The organism is Massilia norwichensis (assembly GCF_024753245.1).
GTDB lineage: Bacteria > Pseudomonadota > Gammaproteobacteria > Burkholderiales > Burkholderiaceae_D > Telluria > Telluria norwichensis.
The window spans coordinates 387462-400840 of sequence record NZ_JANUGX010000001.1 but is presented as its reverse complement, the minus strand read 5'-3'; the positions used below and the strand labels follow the sequence as shown (position 1 = coordinate 400840).

Below are 13379 nucleotides of genomic sequence, written 5' to 3'. Positions count from 1 at the left end.
ATTCAGGTAGCTGCATTCCCATGGGTTTGCACTGGCAGCATCAAACCATCCAGCACGGTCGTCGCGTGCTGTACTGCCAAGGCTTGTAGCTCTGGTGTGTAAGAACTGAACGAGCCATAAGTCTCGCGAAACAGCATTCCTGCCAAGAGTGGTCCTGTGATGGAAAATGCGAATAGTCGAGGGTCGCCATTTCTGACCTCGTCGCGAATCTGTGCCTGGATAACCAGTCCCGCGATCAGATCGAGGATCCGGGATGCAACATCGTCATGCCATATGCGAGCCAGATCCGGGAACAGGCGACTTTCGCTGATGACCATGCGGAAAATCGCCGGAAAGTGGTTTTCGTTTGCCACGTCAAGCAAGCGGAGCAGCAGCTCCGGCAGGCGTTCGCGAAGCGATGTCCATGGCGCGGCGTCAGCTCCACCGATGGCGTTCAAGTTTGACTCGAAGGCATGATAGGCCGCGGCTCGAAAGATGTCTTCCTTGGTGTCGAAATATAGGTAAAGCGTGCCTTTTGCAATGCCGGCGCGCTTAGCAACTTCGTCGAGCTTGGTCGCCGCATACCCTTTTTCTGTGAAGACGCTGATCGCCGCATTGATGATCTCCGCGGGGCGCGCATCCTTACGCCGTTGCCACCTCATGGATGGTTCTAGCATTGAAACCTGCTCCTTAATCATCGGCAAAACGATGGGGCAAGGGCAACGCAGCCTTTTTCGGTCGCCCATGGGTCGCCAAGAAGCCCAATTCACGTTCGATGTGCTCATCCAGCATGCAGAGCAGGGCGGTCACCTGCTCTAGCTGCGCAGGATCTATCCCGGCCAGTACGTTAGCGCGAAATGCATTGGCCTCCGCCTGCACCTTCCCATGCAGTTCGCGCCCGGGAACAGTCAGCCGGACCAGTTTGACGCGCCGGTCCAACGGACAGGGCATACGCATGACCAATCCAAGGCCTTCCAGACGGTCAAGCATCGCAACCATCGATGCGGCTTCCACACCGAGGCGATCAGCGATCGCGCGCTGGGACAGGTCAAGCGTCGACTTGGCAATCGCGGCGATGGCCAGCCAGCCCGCCTGGCCGATACCCAAGTTTTTCAGATGTGCGTCTAGCCCCAGGCGCCAGGCGCGTGCGGTAGCGTGCAGGGCGATGGCGAATTGTTCCGACAGCATCGTATCGAGTGGAGATGGCGTTGGTGGTGCCTGCATGTCTGCTTTTCGTCAGTCGAATCGATGGCACACGAAGGCCTGAGTAGTCCTGCGCCGAGTTACTTATTTTCCTGGACTGCTGTGCGCGTGGATTCGAACGCATTCAGGCCAGACCAGCACAGCCAGATCGCCACAAGCGCAGTCGGCAGGACGGTGGAGCTGAGTGCCCAGTGCAGTTTTGCATCGTCGTGGAAGATCAGGTCCGACACAAGTGCGACCAGTGTCGGCCCTAATCCGATGCCCAATAGGCCAGCGATCAGCAGGTAGACGGAGATCGCCTGCCCGCGCATGTTGTTCGGGCAAATCTCCTGGATGCAGGCCGGCGCCGCCGACTGCGACATGCTCAGGCCCAGAACGGCGCAGCCGAGCAGTACAAAGGCTGTGGTTGCGTCCGGGGCCAGCGGCCAAAGCGCTGCCATCGGTGCGCAGATCAGGGTGCCGACCAGCGAGACCCGGAAGCGCGCGGCGTGCACCCCCTTGCGCAGCCAGCGGTCGCTCAGGTAGCCGCTAAGTAAAGTACCGCCCAGGCCCGCCGCAGCGATGATTGCGCCGAGGACAATGCCGGCGCGGCTGGATGGCATGTGGAAGCGCCGGTCGAACAGGGCGGGCGCCCACGACAGCATGCCGTAGCCGATCATCGCCAGCAACGCAGGATACGTCAGCAGGCGCGCGAAGGCAGGTCGGTGCTGACCAAGGAAAGCCAGGAACTCACCGACGGTGCAATGCTTCGCATCTGCGCTTTGCTCGCGCCGCACTGGTTCGCGTACGCTGAACAGCAGGGCGCCGAGCACGATGCCGGGTGCGGCGGCTGCCAGGAAACAGATGCGCCAGGCTGGCAATACGCCCAGCAGGGGCAGCGCCATCCCTTCTTTCGGGATCGCACCAAGGAGCCAGCCCCCCAGTAGCATGGATGCGCCGGAACCCACCGCCAGCGAGGTGTAGTAGAAGGCCAGAGCCCTCCCACGTCGCTCGGGTGCCACGTAGTCGGCGATGATCGAATAGGCAGCGGGAGCAAGCACCGCTTCGCCGACGCCAACCCCCATGCGTGCGAGGAAAAGTACTGTGTAGGAGTTGGCAAACCCGGACAGAGCAGTCATCACTGTCCAGAACAGCAAGCCCCAGAAAATCAGGTTACGCCGCACTGCGCGATCGACGAGACGCCCGAGAGGCAGTCCCATCAAGGTATAACAGATCGAAAAGGCATAACCCTGCAACAGGCTGAACGAGGTGTCCGAGATCTGAAAATGGGCGCGGATCGGACGCACCAGCAGGGCCGGCAACTGGCGGTCGAGCTGGGAAAACAGGGTGACCAGGAACAGCACGCCGATTACCCAGGCGGCGTAGCCCAGGCTGGGATAGGGGGCTGCCAGCCGTTGTCGGGGAAGGATTTCCATGTCGTTTTCCAGGTTCGCGTTAGAAGCGGAGCTCGAGCTTGATGCCGAAGGTGCGCGGGTCGCCAGGGGTCTGGTTGTTATAGCCCTGGATGTAGAAGGAGTTCGAACGGGCCCAGTAGTATTTGCCGGCCAGATTCTTGCCCCACAGGCTGACGCGCGTCCGGTCGCCCGCCAGCTTGAGCGTGACCATGGCATTCAGCAGTCCGAATGCCGGCTGGGTGTTCGAGGCGACTTGCCCGGCCGTCAGGGGCTGGAAGGGCAAGGTATTGGTGTTCACTGGCTGGAAGTAGGCCACTTTGGAGCGCCAGTTGTAGTCGAGGTGCAGGTCGAGCTGCCCGAGCGGCGTGACCAGCGGATAATCCGCTCCCAGAGCGGCGGTGGTCTTGGCGGTGGTGACAAATGTCAGACCCTTGAACGGACCGTTGTCGAATTCCGGATCGGTCAAGCCGATGCCGGCGCTCAGGCTCAGGTCCGCCAGGCGCAGCACGGCGTCGAGTTCAAGGCCCTTGACGGTGGCGTCGCCGGCATTCATCACCGAGCTGATGGTCGTCGTGCTGCCGGGTGGGAACTGCGGCGTGATCTGCTGGATGTCCTTGTATTTGGCCAGATAGGCAGCCAGGTTCAGGCGCAGCCTGTGCTCGAGCAGTTCCATCTTCGAGCCTGCCTCGTACGACATCACCTGTTCTTTGTCGAAAGGCGCGTAGCCGAACGCGCTGGTGGCGCCTCCGGGCTGGAAGCCGCCAGATCGGAAGCCGCGCGACACCTTGCCGTACACAAGCGTGCCGCTGCCCAGCTTGTAGTCGAGGCCGAGCGTCCACGGCGTGTAGCGGGCGTGCAGCGCGGGCGGCACGTAATGGCAGCTGCCTTGGTCGAGCCCGGCTGCGGCCAGGGCGCAGCCGGCGTTACCCGCCAACATGGCACCGCTCTGTAGCAGGTAGCGCGGGGTGGAATAGTCGACTTCGCGCTCGTCCCTGACCAGGCGCACACCGGCGGTAGCACGCAGCTGCGGCAGCACGGCATAGGTCAGCTGCCCGAATACGCTCGCCGAAGTCTGGCGCGAGTCGAATGCGTTGAGGCGCCCGAGGGTATTGGCTCCGGAGGGTGTCGTCACCAGGCTGCTGTCGCGCAGCCCCTCGCTGAAGTAATAGGCCCCGGCGATCCAGTCGAGGCGGTCTTGCATGGCGTTGCCATACACCTGCAGCTCCTGTGTGAACTGGTGGCCGCTGACGGCGTAGCGCTGCAACTGGTTGACGAACACCGGGGTCGCGTCGAGGTCGTAGCCGCTGACGGTCGACAGATGACGGTATGCGCTGATGGATTTCAGCGTGGCCGGTCCGGCGTTCCATCGCAGCGTCGCGGTTGAGTTGTTTACATCGGTCGTATTGCGCGGATTGAAGCCGGCCTGGCTGGTATAGCCGCCGTCCTGGACATATTGCGCGACGGGGGCCAGCGTGCGTGCGGCGATCGCAGGATCGAAGTAATTGACGATCCAGACCTGGGACGCCGCATCGCTGCTGAATTTGTCATAGGTCAGGTCGACCAGCAGATCGCGCAGCGGCCTGCTGCGAAGCGAGGCGCGGAAGTAGCGCCGGTCCTCGTCGCCGAGCTGCTCGCCGAGCGGCGCGCTGCGCCCGTATCCTTCGTGCCTGAGTCCATCGGCCACCAGGCGCAGGGCCGTGGCCTTGCCCAGCGGGAGATTGAGGATGCCGGTCAGCGCGCGCTGGTCAAAGTTGCCCACGCCCGCGGTCAGGCTGCCTTCGAACGCCTGCTGCGGCGCCCTGGTCGTCATGTTCAATGCGCCGCCGATGGTGTTGCGGCCGAACAGCGTGCCCTGCGGTCCGCGAATCACCTCGACCGCATCCATGTCGACCAGGGCCGCGTTGGCGCCCGCGGTCCGGGCGTAGTACACGCCATTGACGTAGATGCCGACGGTCGGGTCGTTATTCGACGAGATCGAGGTCGGCGCAATGCCGCGCATGCCGATGATCATGTTGTTCTTGCCGACCGGGGTATCGCTGATGAGCAGGGATGGGGCATTGGCGCTGAGCGCCTTGATGTCGCCGATCTGGCGCCTGGACAGTTCTTTGGCGTCGATGGCCGTGACTGCCGCCGGGACCTCCTGCAGTGCCTGTTCGCGGCGTTGCGATGTGACGATGACTTTCGGTACTGCGGGCGCCGCATCGGTCTCCTCTTGCGTGCCGGATGGTGGCGCGTCGGGCGCCATTTCAGGCGGTGCGGCGAGCGCGGCACCGCCGAGGATGGACATGGCGCAGCTGCCCGCCAGCACGCGCAGTGGGGCGAATGGGATCATGCTTGTCTCCGTGATCGTTGTTATCGTTCTCGACCGGATGAAGTCGACGCGCCGCGCGCATTGTTGGCCATGCTTGCGCGGTGCGATGTCCGGATGCGGCGAACCGCCGCAGGTGCTATTCGGGCGTGCGGCAGGACGCGGCGACCTTGTGACCGTCCGGGTCGCGGATATACGCAGCGTAGGCATTCGGCGCGACCGGGCGCGGGCCGGGCGCGCCTTCGTCAGCGGCTCCCAGCTCGAGCGCGCGGCGGTGGAATTCGTCGATCGCCGCCCGGTTCGGCGCGGCCAGGCCGATGGTCAGGCCATTGCTGGCCGTGGCCGGATCGCCGTTGCGCGGGTAGCCGACCATGAACTGGGGCGCATCGATGCCCCAGCCGCAGATACGGCCTTCGATGTCCAGCAGGCGCGTGAAGCCGAGCGGCGCCAGCACGTGGTCGTAGAATGTCCTGGCGCGCGCAAGGTCGTGCGTGCCAAGCGTGAAATGGGTAAGAATGCTCATGCCGCGTTCTCCTGTTTTCGATGCGTGAATGTTCGATACTCGGGTCAGCGCTTGCTGACCCTGATGTCGGTGGATTCCAGGTCCCAGGTCGTCGCGGTGCAGCCTTCTTCGCGCAACTGGTACTTCAGCACTCGTCCCTGCGGATTCTTCGGCATCGCGCTGCGAAATTCGATGTAGCGCGGCAGTGCGTAGTAGGGAACGGCATCGATCGCCCAGTGGAACAGGGCTTCCGGCAAAAGGGCACAGCCTGGCTTCAGGATCGCCGTGACCTTGACGTCGTCCTCGCCTTTGTCGGAAGGAACCGCATGCACCGCGACCTCCTCGATGTCGGGGTGGGCGGCGAATGCCGCTTCCATCTCGAAACTGGAGATGTTCTCGCCGCGGCGGCGCAGGTAGTCTTTTTTGCGGTCGACGAAATAGAAGAAGCCGTCCTCGTCGAACTTGCCGATGTCGCCGCTGTGGAACCACATATTGCGCATCACCTTCATGGTGTCGGCCGGACGGCCCCAGTAACCCATGAACATGATGTCGGGACGCAGCGGGCGCACCACGATCTCGCCAGGCGTGTTGACGGGCAGTTCGCGGTCGAGGTCGTCGACGATGCGCACGTCGAAATCGGGAATGCGTTTGCCGGAGGAGCCCGGCGCCGCATATTCTCCGCCCGGCAGCGAGGTGATCACGCTGGCTTCGGTCAGACCGTAGCCGTTGCCGCCGACCTGCTTCGCGCCGAAGCGCTCGCGCCAGATCTTCTTGGTCTCCTCGGTGAAGGGATTGCCGCGCACGGTATGGATCTGGCCGAAGCAGCGCCGCATCGCGTCGCTGTCCGGCGCTTGGGCCAGCAGGCCGCCCATGCCGCCCAGGATCGAGGCGATGGTGGCGCCGCTGCGTTCGACCTCGGGCCAGAAATTCGACACCGAGAAGCGCGGCACGATCGCCACGCGCGCACCGACCAGGATGTTCGACAGCACGCCGACGCACATGGCGTTCATGTGAAAAAGCGGCAGGGGAGTGATGGTGATGTCGTCGGCGGTGGCCGGGCCCGCGCGCAGTTGCAGGCGGGCCAGGTTGCACATGTAGTTATAGCTCAGCATGCAGCCCTTCGATGGGCCGGTGGTGCCGGAGGTGTAGACGATGCATGCCAGGTCCGACGGCGCCGGCTTGGTGAGAATCGGCTCGTCGCATTGGCCGCGGTGCTGGTCGAGCGGATCGATGCGGATCGGGCAGGGCGGCAGCGCTTCCAGCGCGCCGCGGTACAGGATCAGCGCCGCATCCGGCAGACCCTCCGCCACCTGGGCGATGCGCTCCACGTAGTCGGCCTCGCAGATCAGGATGCGCGCCTTCGAGTCGGCGATCTGGTGGCGCAGGAATTCGCCGCGCAGCGCCGTGTTCACGGGCACGCTTACCGCGCACAGCTTGTTCGCCGCGATCCAGCCCGCCACTGCGTCGATATTATTGTCGAGCATGGTGAGGACGGTGTCGCCGGCACGCAGGCCCAGCCCGGCCAGCGAGTGTGCGAGGCGGGTCGACATTTGGTCGAATTCGCCATAAGTGGTCAGTTCGCCGCCAAAATCGAGCAGCACGCGTTCGGGGTGGGCCGCGACAGCCCTGTCGAGTGCGGCGATGACGGTGTCCTGTTGACCCACCGACCAGGTATCGGGGTTGCCCATGCCTGCCATGTCGTCTCCTGTTTTGCGTTTATTTGTGCTTGAAATATAAACACAAACTCAAAAAGTGTCAAAGAAAAGCTTGAGGCCGCCTGAATGCGCGCTTTCCGCACCAGTGGCCTTGCGCTACAATCGCCGTTCCAGGAACGCTTGCGAAAAAATTAATGACCGGTTCAGTCAAAGCAGTAAAGAAGACGGTGGCGCCGAAGCCGAAGGCTGGCGCCAAGGCTGCGCCTGACGTGAAGGTGGCGGCGCGCGCCAAGCCGGCGGCCAGACCACCCGCCACGCCCGCGGCCAAGGCGACGCCGCGCGCCAAATCGACGGCAGCAGCCGTGGCCAAACAGGCCGTCAAGCCGGCCGCGAAGCCTGCGCCCGAGCTTGAGAAGGCGCGTGCGCCGCTGGCGGCCCGCACGGCAGCGCCCAAGGCCAAGTTGAACAAGCGTTCGAGCGACACCATCGCCAAGATCCTGGCAGTCACCGAAGAAATCATCCTGCGCTCGGGGGCGGAGCGGATCTCGATCCTCGACGTCTGCGAGGAAGTCGGTATTTCGCGTGGCACTTTCTATCGTTATTTCTCTTCGCAAGACGACCTGCTGGACGCTTTTTCGCGCTACAAGCGCGACCAGTTCCATGCCACCTTGCTGACGATTGCGGCCTCGAACGACCCGGACGAACGCTTCCAGGCGCTGCTCGACTTCATCGACAACTACCTTGAAACCAGCCGCGCGCGGCGGTTGCTGCTGGTGGCTCCGGACTACGCCACACGCTGGCTACAGCGTATCTTCACCGACTCGGTGCACCGCTTCCAGGACATCCTGGCCATGGTGTTCGACGCCTGGGAAGAACGGCATGGCATTGTGATCGACCGCGAACTGGTGTGCGAGCTGATGGTCCGCTACATCATGAGCGACGTGCTGGTGCCGGCCGGTCCCGACCGCCGTAACCTGATGCGCCGCATCGAACGCTTCGTCCACATGCTGGTATCGGGTAGGGTGGCGCGCCGCTAGCCTTGCTTTGACCCGCAGTCAAACCGATCCGCTGTCGCCGGCGTGCCCGGCCGTGTTCCAATCGCCGTGTTCGGGATTCCGATAACGACACGATAATCCGCGCGAGCGGAAGGAGACGGCATGACGGGGATGAAGCAATACGACGCGGCCATCGTCGGGGGCGGGCACAATGGCATGGCGGCTGCCTGCTACCTGGCCGCCGCCGGCAGGAAGGTGGTGGTGATCGAGGCGCGCGACAAGATCGGCGGCATGGCCTCCAGCGGATACCTGATCCCGGAGGCGCCGCGCCACCTGGTTCATCCCTGCGCGCTCGACCTGATGTCGCTGCGCGTGCATCCCATGATGCCTTGCGAGCTGCAACTGGAGCGTCACGGTTTTCGCCAGGTCGACATGGAGCCCGGCTACGTCTATCTCCACCCGGACGGCAATTCGTTGGTGTTCGGCCGCAGCGCGGCGCAGACGGCGGTCGAGATCCGGCGCTTTTCGGAACGCGACGCCGACGAGTTCCTGGCGCTGATGAAGCTGGTCGATGCTTTCATCGACATGGCGATTCCGATGATGCGGGTCGATCCGGCCCGGCTCAACCTCGGCGCCAAGTGGCAGTCGCTGCAGGCGCTGCTGAAGCACCGCAAGCTGAAACCCGAGCTGATGGCGCTGATCGGTAGCCCGGCCTACACCTCGATCATGGAGCGCTTCGAACATCCGGTGACGCAGTCGGCCCTGTGCTGCCTGCTGGGCGCCGCCGGACCGATCGCCGCCGAAGCCACCGGCATCTACTTTGCGCTGTTGGGCTTCATCCACCGCTTCGGCCTGGGGCGCGCGGTCGGCGGCATGCAGACCCTGTTGGACGCCCTGGCGGCCCGTCTGCGCGAACTGGGCGGGGATATCCTGTTGTCCTCGCCGGTCGCCGAGATCCTCGCCGAGGACGGGCGGGCCGGCGGCGTGCGGCTGGCCGACGGCCGCTTGGTCGAGGCGCGCGCGGTGATCGCGTCCCTGCACCCGAAGATGGCGCTGGAGATGGTCACGCCGGGCGCGCTCGATCGCCGGACCCTGACCCGGGTCGCGCTGGCGCCGTCCAACGCCCACGGCGCCTCACCGTTGAAGGTGGACGTGGCCTTGTCGGGCCAGGTCGCTTATTCGCGCCACGAAGCCTTGCGTCCAGATGGGCTCAGCCTGCGCAAAAGCGTGCTGCTGGTCGGCACCGCGGAGGCAGTGCTCGACAACTTCCGCTGTGCCGCACGCGGCGAGGTGTCCAGGCTGCCCTACCTCTGGATGACCGCACCGTCCGCCGTCGATCCCGGCCAGGCGCCGCCGGGACAGGATATCGTCTACCTGTATCCGGTGGCGATGCCGGTCGAGCCGCGCGAAGGCTGGGACGCCATCCGCGCCCGCGTCGGGCAGCAGGTGATCGACCAGGCGGCGGCCTACATGGACGGGCTGAAGGAATACGAGATCGGCCGGCGCATCGAGGCCGCTCCGGACCTGGCCGCGCGGCTGAACGTGCATCGCGGGTGCGTGGTGCACATCGATACCAGCCCGGCGCGCAGTGCGCTGATGCGCCCGGCGGCAGGGCTCGGCGGCGATACGCTGCCGGTGGTTGGACTCTTCCTCGGCGGCGCGGGCGTGCACCCCGGCGGCGGCATCAACGGCTTGCCCGGAAGGATCGCGGCACAGCGGGTCGAGCGCTTCCTTTCGGGGCCTTAAGACGCGTCGCGCGTCAGCGGATCCAGCGCGCTGCGCTCGCGTTCGACCGCCGACAGCACGAAGGCTACCGCGAACCGGCGCCATGTATCGGCGCCCGTGCCGCCGGCCACGTCCAGTCCGGCCAGCGTCGCCACCGTGTAACGGTTGACATAGGCACTGGTGGTTGCCAGCGCCGACATCGCCAGCAGCAAGTCGGCGTCGACGTCGGCGCGGAAGGCGCCGCTGGCAATGCCGCGCGTGAGCGTCGTGCGCATCTTTTCATTCAACTGCGGCGCCATGCCGGTAAAGCTGTTGCGCGGCGTGGTATGGGTCTCGTGATAGCGGATACCCTCCTGCGCCAGCGCGCGCAATTCCTCATCGTGGTAGGGCAGCAGCATCCGGTCGAGCAGGGCGCGCAGCGCTTCACGCGGGGGCAGGTGGTCCAGCTCCAGAGCTAGCAGCGCGTCCATGGCCAGCGCCGACGACTCGTCCAGTACGCAAGCGAACAGCTCTTCCTTGCTGCGGAAATAGTGGTAGACCAGCTGCTTGGTGACGCCCGCTGCCTGGGCGATGTCGTCCACACGCGCATCCGCCAGGCCCCTGGCGGCGAACTCGCGGCGCGCGGCCGCGGCGATACGCCTGAGGGTGTCGCGCTTGTTGGGCGGCGCCTTGGCCGAAGCGGGGCTGGCGGCGGGGCTGTTGGTGGTTTCCGGCAGGTCGGGCATGGCAATCGGTTCGATGGAGGCCAGCCATCTTATCCCACGCCGCTTGACCCTCAGTCAAATAAAACAGCTGGCTTCGATGTCCGCGGGCCGCCGTCTTGCAGCTAACATGTGAACACGATCAAGGGAAATGTTCATATAAGGAGGCAGGATGAGTACCGCCAGCGACACGATCGACCTGGAAAGCGCCTATTCGGCCGTATCCGACACCTACAAGGGCAAGGGTGACATCCATGCCGCATGCCGGCAGGCCAGTGAGCGCTCGCCGATCTTCATCGGCGACTTCATCCGCCAGTTCGAAGTGCCGACGAATGCCGGCATGCAGCAGGGCACGCGTCCGACCTTTGCCCTGTTCCGCCACAAGGACGTGATGGCGGTCTTGCGGGATGCCGAGGCCTACACCAGCGGCTTCATCGCAGAGGGACTGGGCGCCTTCTTCGGCGGCCTGATCGTGCTGGCGATGGACGGCGAACAGCACCGCCAGGTTCGGGCGCTGCTGCAACCGGCCTTCATGCCGGAAACCGTGAATAAATGGCGCGGCCAGATCGACGCCGTCATCCGCAAGGACTTCCTCGAGCCGATGATGGGGGACAAGAAGGCCGACCTGATGGAATTCGGGCTGGCGTTCCCGATCCGCGAGATGTACGCGCTGATGGGCTTCCCCACCGATGACCCGCAAGTCTATCGGCGCTACGCCGGCTGGGCGCTGGCGATGGTCGGTGGTAACCAGGTCGATCCTGCCAAGGCCGACGAGGCGCGCCGCAATGCCGGCATCGCGGTCAAGGCCTTGTACGACGCAATCATGGAAGTCGTGGTGCGGCGGCGCGCGGAGGGCAGCCAGGGCGACGACCTGATCGGCCGCCTGCTGCGCGCCGAGCACCAGGGCCGCATGCTGGACGACCACGAGGTCACCACCTTCGTGCGCTCCCTGTTGCCGGCGGCGGGCGAAACCACGACGCGCACCTTCAGCTCGGTCATGACGCTGCTGCTGACGACGCCGGGCCTGCAGGATCGAGTGCGCGACGACCGCAGTCTGGTGCCGAAGCTGATCGACGAAGCGGTCCGCTTCGAGCCGGTCGCGACCTTCAAAGTGCGCGAAACCGCCAGGGAAGTCGAATTCCACGGGGTGACGATCCCGAAAGGCGCCTTCGTCCAGTGCATGGTCGTCGCCGCCAACCGCGACGAGGACGTGTTCGAGAACCCGGACGTGTTCGACATCGACCGCAAACTCAAGCCTTCATTCGGCTTCGGCTTCGGCCCGCACATGTGCATCGGCCAGTTCGTCGCGAAACTGGAGCTGGGCTGCGCCGTCAATGCGCTCCTCGACCTGTTTCCCGGCCTGCGCCTCGATCCCGACATGCCGCCCCCGGTCATCGAAGGCGCCCAGTTGCGCGGCGCCGCTCATATCCACGTACTCTGGGACTGAAGCCATGAGGACTTTCACGACGGTGCCCGAGCGCGCCGATTTCGATTACCAGTGCCTAGTGGGGCCGCAGCAGGTGACCGGGGCCGGCCTGGCCGACCTGCGCGACCACTTCGGCCTGAAGCTGACCAAGCATATGCCCTTCGGCTGCCTGCGCGACGCGGAAGGGGACATCTACGCGATGGTGCGCGCGCTCAACGCGCCCGGCAGCAGCCCGAACCCGACCAAGTTCATCTACCAGTCGACCCGGGTCGGGGATGGCGGCCAGCTGCGCATCGACAGGGAACGCAGCGCCGCCCAGGCCCCGACGATGTTCCCGCGGCGCTGGCTGGACGGCGATGTCGCCGGCTGGGCCAGCCTCGATGACGACCCGGGCCAGGCATGGCGGATCACAGGCTCGGGATCGCACTTCGCCTGGCACGAAGAAGGCCTGTTCGCGCTCGAGGGGCGTCTGCTCGGCAAGGGCATGCAATGGTACCTGCCGGGCCGAGACTGGGGCACCTTCTATGTCTCCCAGCTGTACGACGTCAGCGGCACGTGCGAAGGACGTCCGGTGAAAGGTTTCATTACGCTGGACCAGGCATGGATGGCCGAGGGTGGCGCCATCCACTTCCAGAAGGACCTGGTGGTCAACAATGGCATGCACGTGATCTGGTGGACTTTCGCCACCGTCTACACGGACGGCAGCTGGGACCTTGGCTCCTTCATGGTCGGCCACGGCAAGCTCGGTTATGCCATCTTCCAGAACGAGAAGGGCGAGATCCGCTGCACCACGGATATCGAGGGCGAGGTGGTGCACAAGCCGGGCAGCTATTTCGTCGAGCGCGCCCACATCGTGCTCGACGGCGCCGAGATCTGGGAATTCGTACCGGACCCGAAGGGCGAGATGATCGACTTCGTCGGCGGCTTCCCGATCACCGCCCAGCAGGAGGGCCGCTGGCGGCGGCGCGGCGATATGCGCGAGCCCGACCGCTCGCTCGGCTGGGGCGAGACCGACCGGCGCAACGGCAGCGCGCGCAACGTGCGGCCGTCGCCGCCTGACGAGGGGGTTTCCGCATGAACAGGCCAGAGAACATGGGCGCCGACGCCATCCGCCGCTTCCTGCACGCCCAGGTGGCATGCTGGAACGCGGGCGACAAAGCCGGCTTCCTCGAGGCCTATCGCGAGGCCGCGCCGCGCGGCCTGCTGATCGAATACGTCGGCCGGCCGGCGTCCGATGGCTGGGCGGTGCTGGAAGCGATGTGGGAGCGGCAGAACGCGGCCGTCGAGATCGAGGAAGCCGTGCTCATCGTCAACGGCAACGAAGCGGCCTGCCACAACCGCAACCGGCTGAGGGGCGACGACAAGGTCATCGACACCATCGAACTGTATCGCTTCGAGCGGGATGGCAGGCTGCTCGTGCGCTACTTCATCAGGCAGGAATGAGCCTGCAAGAGAACGGTCGACATTTTTGAAAAATGCGTCTATATTGAA

General features: G+C 64.9%; 12 protein-coding genes. 5 read left to right on the top strand and 7 right to left on the bottom strand.

Annotated features, from left to right (window positions below; translation table 11 throughout):
* Positions 1–2: 2 nt before the first annotated feature.
* From NX782_RS01730 to NX782_RS01705, 6 genes are all read right to left on the bottom strand, one after another.
* Entirely contained in the window at positions 3–656 is a 654-nt protein-coding gene (locus NX782_RS01730; RefSeq protein WP_258843762.1) for a TetR/AcrR family transcriptional regulator, read from the bottom strand.
* Positions 657–669: 13 nt separating this feature from the next.
* Complete coding sequence (locus tag NX782_RS01725; protein WP_258843761.1) at positions 670–1203, bottom strand: MarR family winged helix-turn-helix transcriptional regulator; 534 nt, start codon at positions 1201–1203, stop codon at positions 670–672.
* A gap of 59 nt (positions 1204–1262) precedes the next feature.
* Positions 1263–2597 carry a spinster family MFS transporter gene (locus NX782_RS01720; protein ID WP_258843760.1) on the bottom strand — a complete coding sequence of 445 codons (1335 nt, stop codon included), beginning with the start codon at positions 2595–2597 and terminating at the stop codon, positions 1263–1265.
* 19 nt (positions 2598–2616) lie between these two features.
* Positions 2617–4908, bottom strand: coding sequence for a TonB-dependent receptor (locus NX782_RS01715; RefSeq protein ID WP_258843759.1), 2292 nt, complete (start codon positions 4906–4908; stop codon positions 2617–2619).
* Positions 4909–5023: 115 nt separating this feature from the next.
* Positions 5024–5407 (bottom strand): VOC family protein, encoded by a 384-nt coding sequence (locus NX782_RS01710; RefSeq protein WP_258843758.1) that lies wholly within the window; start codon positions 5405–5407, stop codon positions 5024–5026.
* 44 nt (positions 5408–5451) lie between these two features.
* Positions 5452–7083, bottom strand: coding sequence for an ATP-dependent acyl-CoA ligase (locus tag NX782_RS01705; protein WP_258843757.1), 1632 nt, complete (start codon positions 7081–7083; stop codon positions 5452–5454).
* 152 nt (positions 7084–7235) lie between these two features.
* Between NX782_RS01705 and NX782_RS01700 the strand changes: the two genes are divergently transcribed.
* Both NX782_RS01700 and NX782_RS01695 read left to right on the top strand, forming a co-directional pair.
* Positions 7236–8078 (top strand): TetR/AcrR family transcriptional regulator, encoded by an 843-nt coding sequence (locus NX782_RS01700; protein ID WP_308632758.1) that lies wholly within the window; start codon positions 7236–7238, stop codon positions 8076–8078.
* A 120-nt stretch (positions 8079–8198) separates the two neighbouring features.
* Positions 8199–9782 (top strand): phytoene desaturase family protein, encoded by a 1584-nt coding sequence (locus NX782_RS01695; protein WP_258843756.1) that lies wholly within the window; start codon positions 8199–8201, stop codon positions 9780–9782.
* Here NX782_RS01695 and NX782_RS01690 read toward each other — a convergent pair.
* Positions 9779–10486: a TetR/AcrR family transcriptional regulator gene (locus NX782_RS01690; RefSeq protein ID WP_258843755.1), complete on the bottom strand. Its 708-nt coding sequence runs from the start codon at positions 10484–10486 to the stop codon at positions 9779–9781. The two genes, NX782_RS01695 and NX782_RS01690, sit on opposite strands and share 4 nt — an antisense overlap.
* Before the next feature lie 148 nt (positions 10487–10634).
* Between NX782_RS01690 and NX782_RS01685 the strand changes: the two genes are divergently transcribed.
* Genes NX782_RS01685 through NX782_RS01675 form a run of 3 tightly spaced genes read left to right on the top strand, consistent with a single transcriptional unit; the run spans position 10635 to position 13331 of the window.
* Positions 10635–11909: a cytochrome P450 gene (locus tag NX782_RS01685; RefSeq protein WP_258843754.1), complete on the top strand. Its 1275-nt coding sequence runs from the start codon at positions 10635–10637 to the stop codon at positions 11907–11909.
* Between the two features lie 4 nt (positions 11910–11913).
* Complete coding sequence (locus NX782_RS01680) at positions 11914–12966, top strand: hypothetical protein (RefSeq protein WP_258843753.1); 1053 nt, start codon at positions 11914–11916, stop codon at positions 12964–12966.
* A complete protein-coding gene (locus NX782_RS01675; protein WP_258843752.1) occupies positions 12963–13331 on the top strand; it encodes a Cif family virulence factor in 369 nt (122 codons plus the stop codon). The genes NX782_RS01680 and NX782_RS01675 overlap by 4 nt, the downstream gene beginning before the upstream one ends.
* Positions 13332–13379 lie beyond the last annotated feature (48 nt).